General features: G+C 64.4%; 16 protein-coding genes. 8 read left to right on the forward strand and 8 right to left on the reverse strand.

The annotated features are described in order from the left end of the window. Positions 1 to 59: 59 nt before the first annotated feature. Positions 60 to 956, forward strand: coding sequence for an acetylglutamate kinase (gene argB / locus GQB00_RS19005; RefSeq protein ID WP_111496921.1), 897 nt, complete (start codon positions 60 to 62; stop codon positions 954 to 956). A 23-nt stretch (positions 957 to 979) separates the two neighbouring features. On the opposite strand, the gene GQB00_RS19010 is transcribed toward argB, so the two are convergent. Further along, positions 980 to 1,420 (reverse strand): PilZ domain-containing protein, encoded by a 441-nt coding sequence (locus tag GQB00_RS19010; RefSeq protein WP_165857426.1) that lies wholly within the window; start codon positions 1,418 to 1,420, stop codon positions 980 to 982. Between the two features lie 278 nt (positions 1,421 to 1,698). Between GQB00_RS19010 and GQB00_RS19015 the strand changes: the two genes are divergently transcribed. From GQB00_RS19015 to argA, 3 genes are read left to right on the forward strand one after another with little or no spacing between them, the layout of a single operon-like run. Continuing rightward, the gene (locus GQB00_RS19015) at positions 1,699 to 3,195 is read left to right on the forward strand and encodes a hypothetical protein (protein ID WP_165857427.1); all 1,497 of its coding nucleotides are present in this window, start codon (positions 1,699 to 1,701) and stop codon (positions 3,193 to 3,195) included. Beyond that, on the forward strand, positions 3,143 to 4,315 hold the full coding sequence (argE, locus tag GQB00_RS19020; RefSeq protein WP_165857428.1) for an acetylornithine deacetylase: 1,173 nt from the start codon (positions 3,143 to 3,145) through the stop codon (positions 4,313 to 4,315). The genes GQB00_RS19015 and argE overlap by 53 nt, the downstream gene beginning before the upstream one ends. A 33-nt stretch (positions 4,316 to 4,348) precedes the next feature. Then, positions 4,349 to 5,659, forward strand: a complete 1,311-nt coding sequence (gene argA / locus GQB00_RS19025; protein WP_165857429.1) for an amino-acid N-acetyltransferase — start codon at positions 4,349 to 4,351, stop codon at positions 5,657 to 5,659. Here the strand turns inward: argA and GQB00_RS19030 are convergent. Then, positions 5,630 to 6,700, reverse strand: a complete 1,071-nt coding sequence (locus GQB00_RS19030; protein ID WP_165857430.1) for an aminopeptidase — start codon at positions 6,698 to 6,700, stop codon at positions 5,630 to 5,632. The two genes, argA and GQB00_RS19030, sit on opposite strands and share 30 nt — an antisense overlap. Before the next feature lie 215 nt (positions 6,701 to 6,915). Here GQB00_RS19030 and GQB00_RS19035 point away from each other — a divergent pair, with 215 nt between their 5' ends. Then, positions 6,916 to 10,665, forward strand: coding sequence for a DUF1631 family protein (locus tag GQB00_RS19035; RefSeq protein WP_165857431.1), 3,750 nt, complete (start codon positions 6,916 to 6,918; stop codon positions 10,663 to 10,665). A gap of 93 nt (positions 10,666 to 10,758) precedes the next feature. Further along, positions 10,759 to 11,625 (forward strand): phosphoribulokinase, encoded by an 867-nt coding sequence (locus tag GQB00_RS19040; protein ID WP_111496914.1) that lies wholly within the window; start codon positions 10,759 to 10,761, stop codon positions 11,623 to 11,625. Between the two features lie 609 nt (positions 11,626 to 12,234). On the opposite strand, the gene GQB00_RS19045 is transcribed toward GQB00_RS19040, so the two are convergent. The 4 genes from GQB00_RS19045 to GQB00_RS19060 all read right to left on the reverse strand — a co-directional run bounded on the left by GQB00_RS19045 (position 12,235) and on the right by GQB00_RS19060 (position 15,378). Further along, positions 12,235 to 13,080, reverse strand: a complete 846-nt coding sequence (locus GQB00_RS19045; RefSeq protein WP_165857432.1) for a pirin family protein — start codon at positions 13,078 to 13,080, stop codon at positions 12,235 to 12,237. Positions 13,081 to 13,121: 41 nt separating this feature from the next. Then, entirely contained in the window at positions 13,122 to 13,724 is a 603-nt protein-coding gene (locus tag GQB00_RS19050) for an FMN-dependent NADH-azoreductase (RefSeq protein WP_111496912.1), read from the reverse strand. A gap of 156 nt (positions 13,725 to 13,880) precedes the next feature. Further along, positions 13,881 to 14,675 carry an adenosylmethionine decarboxylase gene (speD, locus tag GQB00_RS19055; RefSeq protein WP_111496911.1) on the reverse strand — a complete coding sequence of 265 codons (795 nt, stop codon included), beginning with the start codon at positions 14,673 to 14,675 and terminating at the stop codon, positions 13,881 to 13,883. Positions 14,676 to 14,955: 280 nt separating this feature from the next. After that, positions 14,956 to 15,378 carry an OsmC family protein gene (locus GQB00_RS19060; RefSeq protein ID WP_111496910.1) on the reverse strand — a complete coding sequence of 141 codons (423 nt, stop codon included), beginning with the start codon at positions 15,376 to 15,378 and terminating at the stop codon, positions 14,956 to 14,958. A 323-nt stretch (positions 15,379 to 15,701) separates the two neighbouring features. Here GQB00_RS19060 and crp point away from each other — a divergent pair, with 323 nt between their 5' ends. After that, positions 15,702 to 16,343: a cAMP-activated global transcriptional regulator CRP gene (gene crp / locus GQB00_RS19065; protein ID WP_111496909.1), complete on the forward strand. Its 642-nt coding sequence runs from the start codon at positions 15,702 to 15,704 to the stop codon at positions 16,341 to 16,343. A 100-nt stretch (positions 16,344 to 16,443) separates the two neighbouring features. Here crp and GQB00_RS19070 read toward each other — a convergent pair whose 3' ends face one another. Both GQB00_RS19070 and GQB00_RS19075 read right to left on the reverse strand, forming a co-directional pair. Then, positions 16,444 to 17,508 (reverse strand): beta-N-acetylglucosaminidase domain-containing protein, encoded by a 1,065-nt coding sequence (locus GQB00_RS19070; protein ID WP_165857433.1) that lies wholly within the window; start codon positions 17,506 to 17,508, stop codon positions 16,444 to 16,446. A gap of 22 nt (positions 17,509 to 17,530) precedes the next feature. Then, entirely contained in the window at positions 17,531 to 18,097 is a 567-nt protein-coding gene (locus GQB00_RS19075) for a helix-turn-helix domain-containing protein (RefSeq protein ID WP_165857434.1), read from the reverse strand. A 130-nt stretch (positions 18,098 to 18,227) separates the two neighbouring features. On the opposite strand from GQB00_RS19075, the gene GQB00_RS19080 reads away from it, so the two are divergent. Beyond that, positions 18,228 to 19,427, forward strand: a complete 1,200-nt coding sequence (locus GQB00_RS19080; protein WP_323127307.1) for a benzoate/H(+) symporter BenE family transporter — start codon at positions 18,228 to 18,230, stop codon at positions 19,425 to 19,427. Positions 19,428 to 19,492: the final 65 nt, after the last annotated feature.

Genomic DNA, 19,492 nt, shown 5'->3' on the forward strand with positions numbered 1-19,492 from the left:
TCCAACGGGCCGGTGCGGCATCGAGCCGGCCGGCCCACCTGATCTGAAAGGTTGTTTCCATGGCTATGGATCGTGACAACGCAATGCAGGTGGCGTCTGTTCTCAGCAAGGGCCTGCCTTACATCCAGCGGTTTACCGGCAAGACGGTCGTCGTCAAGTACGGCGGCAACGCCATGGAGAACGATGACCTCAAGAGCAGCTTCGCCCGCGACATGGTGCTGATGAAGACGGTGGGCATCAATCCCATCGTGGTGCACGGCGGCGGCCCCCAGATCGGCGACCTGCTTGAGCGCCTGAACATCAACTCCCGCTTCGTCAACGGCATGCGCGTGACCGACAGCGAGACCATGGACGTGGTGGAAATGGTCCTGGGCGGCCAGGTGAACAAGGAAATCGTGTCCCTGATCAACCAGCACGGCGGCACCGCGGTGGGGCTGACCGGCAAGGACGCGAACCTGATCCGCGCGCGCAAGCTGGAAGTGGTCAACCGCTCCCCGGAAGTGACGCGCAGCGAGATCGTCGACATCGGCCACGTGGGCGAGGTGGAGTCGGTTAACACGGAGGTGATCGACCTGCTGACCCGCAGCAACGTGATTCCCGTGATTGCGCCGATTGGCGTGGGCGTCGACGGCGCCTCCTACAACATCAACGCCGACCTGGTGGCCGGCAAGGTCGCCGAGGCGGTGAAGGCGGAGAAGCTGATCCTGCTGACCAACGTGTCCGGCCTCAAGAGCAAGCAGGGCGACGTGCTGACCGGTCTCAAGGCGCATCAGGTCAATGACCTGATCGAGGATGGCACCATCCACGGCGGCATGCTGCCCAAGATCCGCTGCGCCCTGAACGCGGTGGAAAACGGCGTCGCCACCTCCCACATCATCGACGGTCGCGTGGCCCACGCCACCCTGCTGGAAATCTTCACCGACGAAGGCGTCGGCACGCTGATTTCCCGCGACTGATTCGCCGCTCCCACGGGTCCGGGCTACTGATCGTCGGACCAGCCGGACTGGGCGAAGCTGCCCGCGTAACGCTCGATCCACTCGCGGGCCGCTTCTTCCAGCGTCAACTCCCGCTTCTCCCGGTGGCGCACGTCGCGCCGGTACTGCTCGATCTGGCAGATCTGTTCCACCATCCTCACCTGATAGGCGTCGCCGGCGCTGAAAAAGGCGACGCCCACCACGTACTGACTGTCGTGCCCCTCGCACCAGACCACTTCGCCGCGCACGTTGAGCGGATCGGGGCAGCAGCGGATGATCAGATCGATGCTATCCCCCGGCAGGTAGGGTTGTGGCGATGAAAACGCCAGGCCACCGCGGCTGAGGTTGCGGACAGCGCCGGTGCAGCCACAGTCGCGGGTGGGTTCCACGTCCAGGGGGATGTCGGCGGGATGACGGATGTAGGCGCGTTCGTGCTGATGGATCATAGAGCCCCGCTCGTGTGCCGTGCTGGAAATGAGGTCTGGTCACATCGCAAGATGCAGTTGTCCTGCTACAGTATAGAACCGGTCGACACGTGGAGCCGGCCAGGGTCAGTCTGACCCACGGATCGCATCACGAATATGTCGAAATGGGCGGCACAGGGAATCGTGCCCTCAAAGACCGGGCCACCCCGCCATGGCAGGCATGATCTCCATGGAACACAACGCAGTTGGCGGAACCCGGGGCCGTCGGGAAACGGGTCCGTCCAAAAAGAGTAGTCGGCATGAAAAAGCTGTTTTTGTCCCTTCTCGGTCTTCTCCTGTTGGCCTACGTCGGCTTCAAGGGTGCGGCCTGGTTCCAGGTCAACCGGGGGCTGACGCACCTGCAGACGGAACTGGCGTCGCAAGGTTCCCTGAGCTGGGGGCGCATCGGATCAAGCCTGTCCGGACAGATTTCCATATACGACGTGGAATATCGCCACTTCGCCATCAGCGAACCGGTGCGGGCCACCCGCCTGACGTTCGAGACCGGCGGCACCTCGGCCCTGCTTGAATCCCTCGCCGGCGGCCCGTTGCCGTCGCACTGGCAGTTGCACGTCGAGAACCTGAACATGGCTCTGGCCAGCCCGCTGCTGACCGACTGGGTGGCGCCCGGGCATGCGGCGGCGGTCAACCGAGCGGTCGTTATTCCCTGCGGCAACGGCCAGCTCGACCTGGCCAGCCTGATGGCCCTGGGCGTTGACCGGATCGCCGGCGACCTGCGCATCCAACAGACTCCGCCGGCCCAGGACGGCGACCACGGCGGCCTGCAGGTGGACCTGCAGGCGGGCAAGCTGGGCAGCATGGAACTGCAGCTGCCGGCCCTGCACCTGCGCCAGGCACAGCTGGAAGACGCCGCCTGGCGGGAGTTGCCCGGGCCGGTGGTGGCGGTCCTGCGGGACGGTGGTTTCATGCGCCGGTTGGCGGCCTACTGCGCCCGTGAAGGCAACCAGTCCCCGGAGCAGTGGGCGACCCGGGCCACGGCGGATTTTGCCGGGCGTCTGCAGGCCAGCCATCACCAACTGAGCGATCAGCTGCGGGCCCTGTACAAGGTCTGGCTGCGTGACGGCGGCGAACTCAAGGCCACGCTCTGGCCCGGCTCGCCTCTGTTGGGCTTGCCCCGTCGCGGCAAGCCGGTCACCGCGGACGGTGTTGAGGTGGAAGCGCCGGAGCGGAGTTTCGACGTGTTCTACAACGGCGCCCGGGTACCGGACCTGTTCGTCAGTCACCAACCGCCGGCCCCGGAGTCTGTTGTGGCCGCGCCCGCCGAGGAGGCTCCGGCGGTGCCGGACGATGCCGTGACCTACCGGCCAACCGCGCCGGAGCAGGCCGAACGCTGGCTGGGGCGTGATGTGCGCGCCACCCTGCAAAGCGGTCGGGTGGTGGATGGCCGCCTGTCCGGCATCGACGATCGACGCCTGGAGGTCACGCGCATCGTGGATGGCGGCGCCGTTGCCTATCCTCTGGTCCGCTCAGCCATTACACTGTTCGAAGTAAGGCGCAGACAGAACGACACCGGCCGCGAACCGGAAACCCCTGACATCGGATCGAATAGACAGAGATCGAGTGAGCAGGGGGCGAGCAGGCAGGCGTTGAGCGAGCCGGCAGCGAGCGAACAGGCACCGAGTGAACAGGAATCGAGAGAGGCGCCGGATGACACAGCAGGCACAGAAGCGGGAGAAGCCCGCGATGGGCGTTCAGCAGATGCTGGCGCGGCTGATCTCTCAGCCGTCGATCAGTAGTGCATCGCCGGACTGGGACCACAGCAACGAGGCGGTGATCCAGACCCTGGCGGAGTGGCTCGAACCCATGGGGTTCGCCGTGGAGACGCTGCCGGTGCCGGGGATGCCGGGCAAGTATAACCTGGTGGCGACCCTGGGCCAGGGACCTGGCGGTCTGGTGCTGTCGGGCCATACCGACACCGTGCCGTTCGATGAGTCCCGCTGGCAAAGCGACCCCTTTACCCTGACCGAACGCGACGATCGCTGGTACGGTCTGGGCACCTGCGACATGAAGGGTTTCTTCGCGCTGGCGATCGAAGCGGCGAGCGCGTTCCTGGACACGCCCCTGCAGCAGCCTTTGATCATCCTCGCGACCGCCGACGAGGAAAGCTCCATGAACGGCGCCCGGGCGCTGGCGGAAGCCGGGCATCCCCGGGGCCGCTACGCGGTGATTGGCGAGCCCACCGGCCTCAAGCCGGTGCGCATGCACAAGGGCATCATGATGGAGCGGCTGGTGTTCGAGGGTCAGTCCGGCCATTCGTCCGACCCGTCGCTGGGTCGCAATGCCCTAGAAGGAATGCATGCAGCCATCGGCGGCCTGTTGGAATTGCGCGATCAGTGGCAGGCGCAATACAGCAACCCGAATTTCCGGGTGCAGGTGCCGACGATGAACCTGGGCTGCATCCACGGTGGCGACAACCCCAACCGCATCTGCGCCAACTGCGAGCTGCACTTCGACCTGCGTCCGTTGCCGGGCATGGACATGGACGCGCTGCGCCAGTCGATCCTGGATCGCGTCTCCCCCGAGGCCGAGCGCCGCGAGCTGGGCCTGCGCTTCGAGCCGCTGTTCGACGGCGTACCGCCGTTCGAGACCGACGCCGATGCGGAACTGGTGCGGGTCTGCGAACGGCTGACCGGCCATTCCGCCGAGGCGGTGGCGTTCGCGACTGAGGCGCCCTGGCTGCAGAAGCTGGGCATGGAAACCCTGGTCATGGGCCCCGGCCACATCGATCAGGCGCACCAGCCCGACGAATACCTGGACCTGTCCCAGGTAAAGCCGGCGGTGGATATCCTGAGCCGGCTGATTCAGCATTTCTGTGTCGACAGCCCCGCTGTTGACCCGAAGCCGCCGTCCCCGTGACGGCCACACCGAAAGCATGAGGAGACAACGCGTTTGAAATCGAATGACTGGCTGCACGGTTTCCGCCATTCATCCCCCTACATCAATGCCCACCGCGGCCGAACCGTTGTCCTTACCCTGGGCGGGGAAGCGCTCGCCCACGAGAACCTGATCAACATCATCCACGACATTACCCTGCTCAGCAGTCTGGGCGTCAAGCTGGTGGTGGCGTTCGGCGCCCGGCCGCAGATCCAGCAGCGTTTCGACGAGTCCGGCTTCGAGTCCCAGTTCCACGACGGGCTGCGGGTCACCCCGGAACATCAGTTGCCGCAGGTGATGGAAGCGGTGGGCGCGTTGCGGGCCCACCTGGAGAGCCGGCTGTCCATGGGGCTGGTCAATTCGCCCATGCACGGCGCCCGTATCCGCGTCAGCAGCGGCAACCTGGTCACCGCCAAGCCGGTGGGCGTGCTCAACGGGCTGGATTTCGGGCACACCGGCCGCGTGCGTCGGGTCGACGTGGAAGGCATCGAATCCCTGCTGGCGCTGGATCACATCGTCCTGCTGCCGCCGCTGGGTTATTCCCCCACCGGGGATATCTTCAACCTGTCCTACGAGGACGTGGCCAGCCAGGTGGCCTCGGCCCTGAAGGCGGAGAAGCTGATTGTGTTCACCGGCCAGGACGGGGTGGTGGACAGCAGCGGACAGCTGATCCGCGAGCTGACCGTGCGCCAGGCCCGTGAACGGCTGGCCGACGGCGACCTCCAGGGCGACGCCGCCAGCCTGCTGCGCGCCGCCTGCGAGGCCTGCGTGCGCGGTGTGCGTCGCAGTCAGATCATCAGCTACACCCGCGACGGCGCGCTGCTGGAGGAACTGTTTACCCGGGACGGTGCCGGCACCCTGGTCAGCAACGACAACTACGAGCAGATCCGCAGCGCGCGGGTGGAAGACATCGGCGGCATCCTGGAACTGATCCAGCCGCTGGAAGAGAAAGGCATCCTGGTGCGTCGCTCGCGGGAACTGCTGGAAACCGAAACCGACCGTTTCACGGTTGTGGAGCGGGATGGCACCATCGTCGGCTGTGCGGCGCTCTACGAGTACCCGGCGGAGAAGGCTGGCGAGCTGTCCTGTTTCGCGGTGGATCCCTCCTACCGTCGTTCCGGGCGCGGTGACGAGATCCTTGCGGTGGTGGAGCGCCAGGCGCGCGCCCACGGCCTGGAGAACCTGTTCGTGCTCACCACCCAGACCGAGCACTGGTTCCGCGAGCGGGGCTTCGAGCCCAGCAGCGTGCAGGCCCTGCCCGGCCCGAAACTGGCCAACTACAACAGCCAGCGCAATTCAAAGGTCTTCGTCAAACGCCTGGCCTAGGGCATCGAGCCGTTGCCGGCGGACATCCGCCGGCGCCTCGGACAGCCGCTCCACCTGTTCGTAGAAAGCCTGGAAATCCCCGCCGGTGTCCGCCAACAGCTGGCGGAACGCCGGGACGTCGCCATTGTACTGACGGAACAGCCCCAGCACGGCGTTGTTGACCTGCTCGATCACACCCGCCATGGGCCCGGGCTCGCCCCAGGTTGCCTCCAGTTCCCCGTAACGGGTTTTCAGCTCATCAAGCAGCGCCTGTTTGCGACGCCGGAGCTCGGCTATGTCCAGGGTGTCCTGCTGGGCATAGAGGGCGCCGAGTTGTTGTGCGCTCTGCTCGATCAGGGCCAGGGTCTCGCCCCGGCGACGCAGGCGGGCGCGGGTGCGGGCGTACTGCTCCGGTTGCCCGGTCGCCTGCAGCCACCGCTTGAGCCCCTCCAGTTCCACGGCCGTGGCAAAGCTCTCGTTGAACCGGGTGTCGTTGGCCACGTACAGTTGCTTGTGGGCCAGCTCGTGGAACATCAGCGCTGCCATGCGATCATCCGGCAGCTGCGTGAAGCCAGTATGCACCGGGTCGTCGAACCAGCCCAGGGTGGAATAGGCGGTCACGCCGCCGAGGAACGTATCGTCGCCGTCGGCCAAGTAGCGCTCGCGGGCGGCGCGGGCGTCCTCCAGGTGAAAATAGCCACGGTAGGACTGGCAGCCCACGAACGGGTAGCACCACTGGCGTGGCGTCAGGGAGAATTCCGGCGCCACCATGAGGTTGTAGACCACATAGGGTTGATCCAGTGAGACGAAATCGGAGAAAGTATCACCCACCGGCAGTGCCAGGTCATCCCGGGCAAAAACGCGTAGCCGTTGGACGAGTTCCAGCTTGCGTCGCAGCGCTTCGGGCGTCTCCGGATCCTGCAGCAACTCGTCAATGGGCTGGCTGTTCCACCACAGTGATAACTGACCGCCGGCGGCCTGCTGGTAATAGTTGACGGACTGGCAGCCGGACAGGGCCGAGACCAGTATTAATGAAAGACAGAGCTGACTAAGCTGTCGCATAATGTGTCCTGTTCGAACGCCCACAACCGAACGGATTCAGTTTGTAAAAGCTTGTTATCGCGATCGGCACCCCCGAAGCCAGACACTATACTGGAGTCAGAGTCTGGCCCATGCCACCGATGCTGTGCCTGGGCCATGATCATACAGGGCAGCATCCGGTCGCGTAGACCATGACTATGCTTGCAGGGTCTACTTGAACTTCATCCAGGACATCGATGGAACGACGCGCCAGCCTTCGCCGACCGATTAAACTCGCCGCGCAGTTGCAGGCAGGAAACGACCAGGTCTGGCCCTGCCAGATCACGGACTTCTGCGCGGAAGGGCTGTTCATTCGCTTCTCCGGTGACACCGATCAGCGGTTGCGCCGGGTACTGGGCGACGATGAGCAGCAGGAGTTGGTCGTGCGTTTCCGGGGGGCAGACGGCCGCTCAACATACAGCCTGCACGTGCGTGCCGCCCGTATCGTTGAAGGCGCGGTGGGTGTGGCCTTCACCCGCTCCAATCCGGAAGCGGTCGACGCCATGCTGGGTCAGTGTGGCGCCGGCCAGGACCAGGAGCGGGCTCATCTCAAGCCGCCCAGCGAGCGGGTCCAGTTCGTCCTTCACCAGTGCGCCAAGACAGTGATCCAGCATATGGAACCACTGATGGCTGACTGTCTTCCGCGCACCATCGGCGCCCTCAAGGAAGCGGCCCAGTCGGCGCTTTCCGATCAGCTGGCCAACGAACTGATGGATGCTTCGGGTCTGCTGGCGGGGCGCCAACGTGCCATCTGGCACCAGATGATGCAGGCCCTGGAATCGCCGCTCAAGCCGGAACGCCAGGGCTTTCCCGGCAGTGAACTGTCGTTGGTGGATAAGAGCGAGTTCGAGGACTGGCTGACCATCAAGGTGATGGTGACCAAGGCGGACACGATGTATCGCGGCGACCTGCTGCAGTTGCGAATGCGCCTGGACAAGCTGGGTGTCGGTAACGCCACCGGCCACCATAATCCGTTGGGCCCCGCGCTCATCTGTGAAGCCTTTCACGGCAGCCTGCAGCACCTCAAGGCCAGCCGCGAAGTGGAGAAAGTCTGCCTGCGGGTGTTCGAGCAGGTGGTCCTGAAGTCGCTGGGGCCGCTCTACGAGGCTCTCAACCAGATCCTGATCCGCCACGGCATCCTGCCGGACCTGGACCTGAGCAAGTACCTCACCGACCGCGCGCCCCGGCGCGAGGCGCCGAAACCCCGGAAGCCCAGGGAACCGTCCCCGTCCGGACCTGAAGCGTCGGCGTCCGGTGCCAGCGTCGAAACCGCGCCGCCCGGCATGGACGAGGGTCGCGCCAGCAGCGACCGTTTCCGCAGTTACTCCCTCAGCGCCCAGACCGCCTTCGCCACCGTTCGCAACCTGCTGGCGACGCTCAGCGCCAGCCGCCAGCAGCAGGGCGAGATCGCCCCGCGGCCGTTTGCGCCCAACGCCCGACCGCTGTCGGCCGGCGAGTTCCAGCGCGAGCTGCAGAGCCTGCAGCAGGTGCCGGTAACGACCGAAACCATGGCCGAGACCACCCTGCGCGACCGGGTGGTGGAACAGGTCAAGACCGGTGGCGACGTGGGCCTCAACGACGAGCAGCAGGAATCCCTGGATGTGGTCGACCAGTTCTTCCGCAGCGTCACCCGCAGTCCGCGTCTGAGCGATGGTGCCCGCCGCCAGTTGCGCCAGCTCGAAGTGCCGGTGCTCAAGGTTGTCCTGCGTGACCGGGCCTTCTTCGACGACGAAGCTAGCCCCGTACGCGGTGTGATGAACCGCCTCGCCCAGTTGGGCGTGAAAGGCGGCCGCGTTAATCCGGTGATCCAGCGCAAGGTAGACGAGATGATCCACCGGATCTCCACCGGGTTCGAGCAGGATACCCGCGTGTTCGAATCGGTCCAGGGCGAGCTGGACCAATTGATCGACCGTCAGAACCTGGTGTACCGGCGCAATGTTGAACGGGTTGCCGCAGCCGCCGAAGGCGCCCAGAAAGTGGGGCTGGCCAAGCAGGCGGTGCGCGAGGTGTTGGACGAACGCCTGGGTGAGCGACGCCTGCCCCGGGCGGTGATCAGCCTGCTCAACGGCGGCTGGCGAGACCTGATGTCCCTGACCTGGATTCGCCAGGGCCCGGAAAGCCAGCTCTGGCAGGATTACCTGGCCGTGCTGGATTCCCTGGTCGCCTATGGCGAGGATCCCGACGCCAACGTCAACCTGCCCGAGCTGCTGCGCATCATCCAGGACGGCCTGGCGTCAATCTCCAGCAATCACATGCCGTCCGCCCAGATCCGCGACGAGCTCAAGGCATTCCTGGTCAAGCGGGATCCGGCCACTACCGAGTGGGTGGACTACCCGCGCGAGGAAAAACCGGCCCCGGCGTCACCGGACAGCGCCAACGAACGCCAGCGCCGCAGCCTGCAACGCTGGATCGGTCGTGCCCAGCGTCTGCGCGCCGGGGACTGGCTGCGCAATCAGGAGAATCCGGACGATCCGTTCTACATCCGCCTGGTGTGGGTGGCGCGGGAATTCAGCCGCTTCGTGTTCGTCAATCACCAGGGCATGCGGGTCGTGGAACTGGAGCTGGAGCCCCTGGCGCGACAGCTGCAGCAAGGCATTCTGGTGCCCGACGCCCAGTACGAGCGGCCGCTGGTGGACGAAAGCATCGACCGCATGGTCAAGCAGGTGTACGACCAGCTGTCCTGGGTCTCCACCCACGACGAGTTGACCGGCCTGCTGTCCCGGCGCGAATTCGAGCGGGTGTTGGAGCAGCACCTGACCCGCCCGGGCGAGGTGTCCGAAAGCCTGGTGCTGATCGACCTGCGCCAGTTCCGCCTGCTCAATGACACCGCCGGCTACAAGTGCGGCGACGATACCCTGGCTAAAGTGTCCGAATGCCTGCGCCAGAACCTGGATGATGAATCGCCCCTGGCCCGGCTGGAAGGCAACCAGTTCGCTTTTCTCTGCCCCACGGAGTCGGCCGATGGCGTCGCCCGGACCCTGGTCGACGCCATCGAGCAGCTCGATCTGACCTTCAACGGCCGGCGCTACCATCTCAGTGCCTGTGCCGGTCTCGCACCGGTGTTACCGGCCCTGGTGACCGCGGAGCGCTGGCTGCGGGCGGCGGAAGAGGCCACCAAGCGGGCCAAGCAGCAGGGCAACGGCAAGATCGCCACCTACGTGCTGGATGCCCGGACCCATTCCCAGCAGGAGCAGATCGCCGCCAAAGTGGCCAGTCTGGGCAATCTGGACGCGGAGCCGGTCCTGCTGCGTTGTCAGAAGATGATTCCGCTTCACCAGGAAACGCGCATGCCGACCCAGTACGAAATCCTGATCAGCATGTACGACGATGCCGGTAACCTGATCACCGCGGCGGAATTCGTACGCATGGCCGAGCGCTACAACCGCATGCAGGCGGTGGACCGCTGGGTGGTCGGCCACATGCTGGATGCCCTGCGTGATACGTCGTCCGGCGCCAGCAAGCTGGGCGGCGTGTGCATCAACCTGTCCGGCTACTCGCTCAACGACGAATCGCTGCTCGAGTTCATCTACGAGAAGCTCAGCGAGAAAGACGCGCCCATCGAGCGTTTCTGGTTCGAGATCACCGAAGCGGCGGCGATCCATAACCTGCAGGAAGTGGCTGACTTCATGGAAGAAATGAAGGAGCTCGGCTGTCGTTTCTGTCTCGGCAATTTCGGCAGCGGCCCCACCTCCTACGAGTACATGCGCACCCTGCCCGTGGATCTGATCAAGCTGGCCGGCGCCTTCACCCGCAATGTGTCCCGCAGCGAAGCCGACCGCGCCATGGTGCGCTCCATGGTCGACATGGCCCATTACACCGGCCGCGAAGTCATCGCCTCCCAGGTGGAAGATCGCGCCACCCTCGATACCCTGTGCAGCCTCGGCGTCGACTACGCCCAGGGCTATGTGATTGAGAAACCGCAACTGCTGGACAATGTTCTGAGCTGACACGGTGACCCAAGCCCGTTATGCTGCCCTCTCGATGCCTGCACGCAGGCACCACCGATTCACAGGGAGGGCGGTCCCGGGACTGCTGTTACTATGTCGAAACGTCATCCCATCATTGCCGTGACCGGATCGTCCGGGGCGGGGACCACCACCACCGGTCGCATCTTCAGCCGCATCTTCGCCGGCGAGAATATCCGCGCCGCCCGCGTCAGCGGCGACAGCTTCCACCGCTATACCCGCAGCCAGATGTCGGTGCTGGCGGAGAAGGGCCGCTACGGACAGCGCAACCACTTCGCCCTCGACGCCAACCACATCGATCGCCTCGAAGGCCTGTTCTACGACTACAGCACCAGCGGCACCGGCCAGTATCGCGACTACGTCCACGACGAGGATCTCCACCTGATGCGCCAGGGCCACGAGCCCGGTACGTTTACACGCTGGGCCCCGCTGCCGGCCGATACCGACCTGCTGTTCTACGAAGGTCTCCACGGTGGTGTCGTCAGCGAGCACTTCAATATTGCCCAGTACGTCGACCTGCTTATCGGTGTCGTCCCCATCGTCAACCTCGAGTGGATGCAGAAGATCTACCGTGACACCAACCAGCGCGGCTACTCCCAGGAAGCCGTCGTCCAGACCATCATCAACCGCATGGACGACTACGTCACCGACATCGTCCCCCAGTTCTCCCACACCCACGTCAACTTCCAGCGCGTCCCCATGGTCGATACCTCCAACCCGTTCGTGGTACGCGACGTGCCCAACGACGACGAGAGTCTCATCGTCATCCGCTTCCGCGACCACGGCGATATCGACTTTCCCTACCTGCTGCAGATGATTCCCAACAGTCATATGTCGCGGCACGATACGCTGGTGATTCCGGGGACGAAGCTGTCTTTGGCCATGGATCTCATTGTCAGACCCATGGTGTTGGAACTCATGGCCCAAAAGCAGTTTGCCTAGAAGGACCGCCTGAGGCGACGATGGGCGGCGTTGCGCGGTGCTCGCGCGCTCATCTACCAAGCAGGTATGCCTCGCGCGCTGCGCTCCGTGCGCCTTGCCCATCGTCGCCTCAGGCGGTCCCGGGCCCCGCGATAGGTCTGGGGTTGCGCGCTGCTCGTAAGCTCACCTACCACTGAGGTATGCCTCGCTCACTGCGCTCTGTACGCCTTGCCCATCGTCGCCTCAGGCGGTCCCGGGCCTCGCGATAGGTCTGGGGTTGTGCGCTGCTCGTGAGCTCACCTACCACCGAGGTATGCCTCGCTCACTGCGCTGCGTACGCCTCGCCCATCGTCGCCTCAGGCGGTCCCGGACCCCGCGATAGGTCTGGGGTTGCGCGCTGCTCGTGATCTCATCGACCACCGAGGTATGCCTCGCTCACTGTGCTGCGTACGCCTTGCCCATCGCCCCCTCAGGCGGTTCCGGGCCTGGCGCTAGCTTTGGGATCAATTGATAGAAGAGGGTTTCAGAGGGGATCGCGCCGTCAGGTGTGGAAGCGCCGACATAAAAAAGGCGCAGCGGGCGCTGCGCCAAGCAGCCATCCAAAGGAGAGAGGATGGACCATGAGTTGACTCAGGCGGTCAGGCGACCGTCCCGGTAGTCCTGCAGGGCCTGTTCGATCTCTTCGCGGGTGTTCATCACGAAGGGGCCGTACTGGGCGATCGGTTCGCCGATGGGCTTGCCCGCGATCAGCAGGACCCGTGCGCCATCCGGGCCGGCGGTAACGGTGAGCCGGTCGCCGTCACTGAGGACGTTGGCGGCGCTGCGTTCCAGCCGCGTGTCGCCCAGGCTGGCCTCGCCGTCGTACAGGTAAAGCAGGCCGTCGTGGCTGTCTGCCAGGGGCAGGCTGACCTTTGCCGCCGGCTCCAGGTGGATGTCGGCGTAGATCGGGGCGGTGGTGCCGCCGGCGATGGCGCCGGTGTGCTCGCGGCCGTCCAGTTCGATGCGGCCGGCGATCAACTTGAGCCGGGCGCCGTCGAGGGCGATCTCGGGGATCTCTTCCGGCTGGATGTCGCGATAGCCGGCGTCCTTCATCTTCTCCGCCGCCGGCAGGTTCAGCCACAGCTGGAAGCCGCGCATCGCCCCGTGCTCCTGCTGGGGCATCTCCGAGTGGATGATGCCGCGCCCGGCGGTCATCCACTGCACGCCGCCGTTGCGCAGGTCGCCGCGGTTGCCCAGATGATCCTCGTGCAGCATGTGCCCCTCGATCATGTAGGTCACCGTCTCGAAGCCGCGGTGCGGATGGGACGGGAACCCGGCGATGTAGTCGGCGGCCTGGGTGGAGCCGAACTCATCCAGCATGAGGAAGGGGTCGAGACGCACGGACGGATGTTGACCCAGCGAGCGCTTGATGCGGACGCCGGCGCCATCGGATGTCTCGGCACCCGGAATCACCTGTTTGAGGGTACGTTCGGTCATGGTGACCTCCTTCCGTTATTCACGGAGCGGTGACCGCCGGATCAGGCGGTCAGGGTTTCGATTTCCTTGCCGGCGCCGGACAGGGCGGATGCTTTCTGCTCGTCGCCCATGTTCAGCCCCTCGGCGTAGACGAAGTGCACGTCTTTCAGGCCCAGGAAGCCCAGGAACGCCTGCAGGTAAGGAGTCTGCGAGTCGTTCGGCGTGCCGGCGTAAATGCCACCGCGGGCGGCCAGCACGTAGACCGGACGATCCTCCAGCAGGCCGACCGGGCCGTTCTCGGTGTAGCGGAACGTAATGCCCGCGCGGGCGATGTGGTCGAAGTACGCCTTCAGGCCGGACGGGATGCCGAAGTTGTACATGGGCACGCCCAGCACGACGATGTCAGCGTCCTTGATTTCTCGGATCAGGGCGTCGGAGTAGTCGACCACCTGTTGCTGTTGCGCGTCGCGTTCGCCGTCGCCGGTCAGGAAGGCGCCAAAGCGGGCGGCGTCAAGGTGTGGAACCGGCTCGGCGGCCAGATCGCGATGGGTTTCACGGATCTCGCCGTGGGTGTCGCGCAGCTGATCCAGCGTGCGTTTGACCAGTTGGCTTGATTGACCGTCCTGACCGAAGATGCTGGCGGTGATAACGAGGATGTTCTTCATGTTCAATGCCTCCGACGGGTGTCGTTAAGTGATGAGACTATTGAACGGCTTCGGCGGGCAAGATGAAAACGGAGAAATCTGGCGGGTTTGATCAGAAAATTTGAAGGAAGCTCGGGCGCGCCCGGATGGCGCGCCTTCGCAGGTGTTCGGGGATGCTTACTCGACGTTGCGCGAGTAGAAGATTTCCAGCATTTCCCGCTGCAGGCGCTCGGCGATGGAATCGGCTTCGTCCTTGGGCAGGTCGCTGGCATTCACGCCGAACACGTAGTTGTCCAGGTTGAATTCCTTGAGCTTCATCTTGGTGTGGAACAGATTCTCCTGGTACACGTTCACGTCGATCATCTGATAGGCGTTGCGCGTGTCGTCGCTCAGGTAGTTCTGGATCGAGTTGATATCGTGGTCGTTGTAATGCTTCTTGCCATCCACGTCGCGGGTGAAGCCACGCACCCGGTAATCCACGGTGACCACGTCGGAATCGAAACTGTGGATCAGGTAGTTCAGCACTTTCAGCGGTGAAATCAGGCCGCAGGTGGACACGTCGATGTCCGCGCGGAACGTGCTGATGCCTTCGTACGGGTGGCTTTCCGGGTAGGTGTGCACCGTCACGTGGCTCTTGTCCAGGTGCGCCACGATGGCATCCGGCAGCGGGCCAGGGGACTCTTCGTTGTCGGTGGAAGTGCCGTCGCCGAGTTCGTGCTCCGCGATCAGCATGGTGACCGAGGCGCCGTGCGGCTCGTAGTCCTGGCGGGCGATGTTAAGGATATTGGCGCCGATGATCTTGACCACGTCCGACAGGATCTGGGTCAGGCGTTCGGCGTTGTACATCTCGTCGATGTAGTCGATGTACGCCTTGCGTTGCTCTTCGGTCCGCGCGTAACAGATATCGTAGATATTGAAGCTCAGCGACTTGGTCAGGTTATTGAAACCATGCAGTTCGAGTTTGGTTTCCATTACAGCCCCCCCAATCAAGGAGATGAATTGCAGCGGACACACAAGCCGGTGCCGCGAAGGCCGCCACCGGTGTCTGACCAGGATTGATCACCATTTGCGCAGACCGGCGGAGAGGGGGCGTATTATGCCTATCCGGGGTGTGGATGGATAGACGCCCGCCCCCGTTTTTTATAGCGGTTTGCCGTACTGGTGCGCGGCGGTTTCGGCCGCTGGCGAGGACGGCCGGTACCAGGGGATTTCGCCGTTAGCCAGACAGTTTAGATGGCGTTTCCGGAGTAGCCTATTCCGCCTCGCGAATTTCGTAATCGTGGGTGATTTCCACGCCGCCTTTTTCCAGCATGATCGAGGCGGAACAGTACTTCTCCGCCGACAGGGCAACGGCGCGCTTGACCAGGTTTTCCTTGAGGTTGCGGCCGGTCACGATGAAGTGCAGGTGAATGCGGGTGAATACCGCCGGGACGGCGTCGGCGCGCTCGGCTTCCAGTTCGGCACGGCAGTCGGTCACGTCCTGCCGGGATTTCTGCAGGATGCTCATGACGTCGAAAGACGAACAGCCACCCAGCCCCATCAGGACCATTTCCATCGGCCGCGGACCCTGGTCCGTGCCGCCGTGATCCGGTGGACCGTCCAGCTGCACGCTGTGGCCGCTGCCGGATGTCGCCTTGAAACCGGCCGCACCGGTCCAGTCGATGGTTGCTTTCATAGTCCGTCTCCTGAAGGTAAAGGGTGAATGCTATCACAGGGCAACGCACGGACGGACCCGGGCCGGTTCGGGCAAGTGGCGGAAAAACCGGGCATTTGTTCTATACTCCAAAGTCGAGCCCGCCGGCGGCAAGTTGCCGGGTTACAGGCTTCCTGATATAAGTGGCTCGCCGCTTACGGTATGCCGGCCGAATCGACAGACACACCGCTCTGTAAGGGGCGATTCGGGCACGCCGGCACCGTCACATAACAACAACAGCCCACAGGGATGCTGGGTATTACAATGACACCGGGACTCGCCATCGAAGGAGGCACAACAGTATTATGGCAACCATTCTCAAGCCGGTTGAGCAAAAAACAAAGCACCTCGACTACTTCCTCTCTCAATGCCATCGACGCCGCTATCCCGCCAAGAGCACCATTATTTACGCAGGCGATAAGAGCGATTCGCTGTTTCACATCGTCAAGGGATCGGTCACCGTCATTATCGAGGATGACGACGGTCGCGAGATGATCATGGCTTACCTCAACGCCGGGGATTTCTTTGGCGAAATGGGGCTGTTCGACAACATGGATTCGCGCAGCGCCTGGATCAAGGCCAAAACCGAGTGCGAAGTGGCCGAGATCAGCTACACCAAGTTCCGCGAGATCGCCCAGCAGGATCCGCGCGTGCTCTATTTCATCGGTGAGCAGATGGCCACGCGCCTGCGCCAGACCACCCGTAAAGTGGGCGACCTGGCTTTCCTCGACGTCACCGGCCGTGTGGCTCGTACCCTGCTGGACCTGTGCAAGGAGCCGGATGCCATGACCCATCCGGACGGCATGCAGATCAAGATCACCCGCCAGGAAATCGGCCGCATCGTGGGCTGTTCCCGGGAAATGGTCGGTCGCGTGCTCAAGACCCTGGAAGACCAGGGACTGGTGCAGGTCAAAGGCAAGACCATGGTGGTCTACGGCACGCGCTGAACGCGACGGGCAGGAAACGCAGAGAACGGGCTACGGCCCGTTTTTTTGTGCCCGCGCATTGCGGCGTGATGCATAGGGAGAAGCCCCGCCCTATCGACCCCTACTGGGTTTGCACCGCCTCGCCGCTGATCCGGTAGGTGCCGTCGAGCCAGGCGATGATTTCGCGGGCGACGGCGTGGTCCACGTCGCCGTAGTGGCGGCGTAGGCGTTCCTCCCGCTCGCCGAGTTGGTCCAGCCCAATGTCCTGCAGGGCCATCAGGTCCTGCTCCAGCCGCACCGCCAACTCTTCCCCGGCCACTTCCCGGGCGGCCTTGCGAAAGGCTTCCATGTAGGCGTAGCCGTTGCCCTGGCGGTAGCTGGCGGCCAGCGTCAGGGCCGGGATAGCGCTCAGCCTGGGTTGCAGGGCGGGGTTGATGGCGTGGCCGGCGAGGTGCTCGCCAATCGCCGCATTGCGGCCGGTGAACGCGCGCAGGTGCAGGTGGCCGGACATGCGCGGGCCGTCGTTGACCGGGTAGTTGTCCCACAGCAGTGGTTTGCGCTTGAGCAGGCTTTCCACCCGAGCCAGGTGCCCGGCGGATATTTCCCGGGAGCAGACTTCCTCACCGGTCCAGAAGAGGTCCACCGAATCGGGCAGGGCATCCCCCAGGGTTTCCAGGTAGTGGGGCGGACGTTCGCCGAAGACCCGGTCGAGAACCGGATCGTCGCTGTAATAGGTAGGGCAGACGATCAGCCGTGACGCGCCACTGCGGCCGCGAATCCAGTCCAGGATCTCCAGTTGCCGGACGGCCAGGTCCGGGGTGTCACCGCGCATGTCGTCGAACAGGATGGCCAGGTCGTCGATGCCCAGGCTGTCGAAGAACGCCAGTTTCTCGGTCAGGGCCTGGCGCGCGGCGGCGTTGAAGTCCCGGTACACCTCGAACGGGCTCAGGCCGATGCCGAAGCGCACACCGTGGATGCGGCAGTGACGGGCAAACTGGCGCAGCTGGGCGGCTTCCTCGGCGGGGTAGGGCTCGTCCCAGCGCCGGCGCAGGAACGGATCGGCCTTGGGCGCGTAGAGATAGAAACCATAGCCGTGGCGCGCCAGCAGGGCGACCAGGTCGGCCCGCTCGGTCCAACTCCAGGGCCGGCCGAAATAGCCTTCGATGATGCCCAGGGGTGTCTTCATGACCGGATATCCTTGTGGGTGGTTAACGAGTGCCTGCCGGGTAATGAATCAGGTTGTGGAACACTGCCGGCGTGTCGGTCGTATTACGATAGCCGTGTGGGCGGTCGGCGGCAAAACGGCTGGCTTCACCGGCGGCCAGCGGATGCCAGCGCTCATCCAGCAACAGCTCCATGGTTCCGCTGATGACGGTGACGTGCTCGACCACGCCCGGCTCGTGGGACTCCGACAGGCGCTCGGTCCCTGGCGGCAGCGTCAGTTCCATCAGCTCGAAGCCGAAGCGGGAATCGAACGGGAACATCGGTCGTACCTGTAGGCCGTTGGCGGGCAGGGCGGCGCGGTCCTGGTCCAGCGTAACGAACAGCGGTGCGTCCATGGGCGTCGGCGGCGGAGTGATCAGCCCTGAGAAAGCGGTGTTGAAGCCGGTGGCGATTTTCCACAGGGTGGCGACCGTCGGGCTCGATTCGCCCCGCTCGATCTGCCCCAGCATGGCTTTGCTGACACCGGTGGCCGCGGCGGTGCGGTCCAGGCTCCAGCCGCGTTCGCGGCGCAGCTGGCGCAGGGTGTCGGCGAGATGGTGGGCGATTTCCATAGGTCGTTCCACTTGGGTTTTGCCTGCATTCTACGGTTGTGCGCTATAGCGCACAATGCTATCGTCGATCCAAGTGTGCGCTATAGCGCACGTAACGCCCATCTGGACCAGCCATGCCGGGAAGCCCGCCGTGAAAGATTCCTCCCCGTTTTCCGACCTGTCCATCTCCCACCTGACCGCCGGTTTCGTCGCGGTGCTGATCGGCTTCAGCAGCTCGGTGGTCATTATCCTGCAGGCTGCCCAGGCCGCCGGCGCCGACTCGGCCCAGGTCAGTTCCTGGATCTGGGCCCTGGGGTTGGGCATGGGCATCACCAGCGCCGGGCTGTCCTGGTACTTCCGCGAACCGGTGCTCACGGCCTGGTCCACGCCCGGCGCGGCACTGCTGGCGACCAGCCTGTCGGGGTTTTCCCTGGCCGAGGCGACGGCCGCCTTCATGTTCGCCGCCCTGCTGACCGTCATCGTCGGCTGGACGGGCTGGTTCGAACGCTTGCTCAAGCACCTGCCCCAGTCGCTGGCGGCGGCCATGCTGGCGGGTATCCTGTTCCAGTTCGGGCTGGAGGCTTTCGCCGCCCTGGAGCATCACTTCCTGTTGGTGGCGGCGATGCTGGTGACCTACGTCGTTGGTCGCCAACGCCTGCCGCGTTACGCCATCCTGCTGGTGTTGGCGGTGGGCATGCTGGTGGTTGTGGCGCAGGGGGAGTTCCACGGACAGCACCTGAGTTTGTCGCTGGCCACGCCGCAGTTCGTGATGCCGGACTTTTCCCCGGGCGTGCTGATCGGTGTGGGCGTGCCGCTTTTCATCGTGACCATGACGTCTCAGAACCTGCCAGGTCTGGCGGTACTGCGTGCCAACGGCTACCAGACGCCGCTGTCGCCGGTACTGACCTTTACCGGGCTGGTCAATCTGGTGCTGGCGCCGTTCGGCGGCTTTGCCTATAACCTGGCGGCAATCACCGCCGCCATCTGCATGGGCGAGGAAGCGGGCGAGAAGCGCTCGTCCCGCTACCTTGCGGCGGTGTGCGCCGGTGTTGTCTACGCCGTTGTGGGTCTGTTCGGGGCAACCGTGGTGGCGCTTTTCGCGGCCTTCCCCCAGGCGTTCGTGGTGGCGCTCGCCGGTCTCGCCCTGTTGGGGACCATCGGCAATAGTCTGCACGCGGCGCTCGACGATGTGGAAGGCCGGGAAGCGGCGCTGATGACGTTCCTGGTGACGGCGTCCGGCCTGACCCTGTGGGGCATTGGCGCGGCCTTCTGGGGCATTGTGGTGGGCGCCGCGGTGCAACTGTCGATCAGCGCCCTGCGGCGGCCCGATCCGGAATCAGCGCGGGAATAGAATGCGCCGGGGAGTGGGTGTAGAATCGGCGCTTCTCTTCAGGCACCTCTGAAAAAGTTTCGGGA

It is taken from the genome of Marinobacter sp. JSM 1782161 (assembly GCF_011421605.1).
Classification (GTDB): domain Bacteria; phylum Pseudomonadota; class Gammaproteobacteria; order Pseudomonadales; family Oleiphilaceae; genus Marinobacter_A; species Marinobacter_A bohaiensis.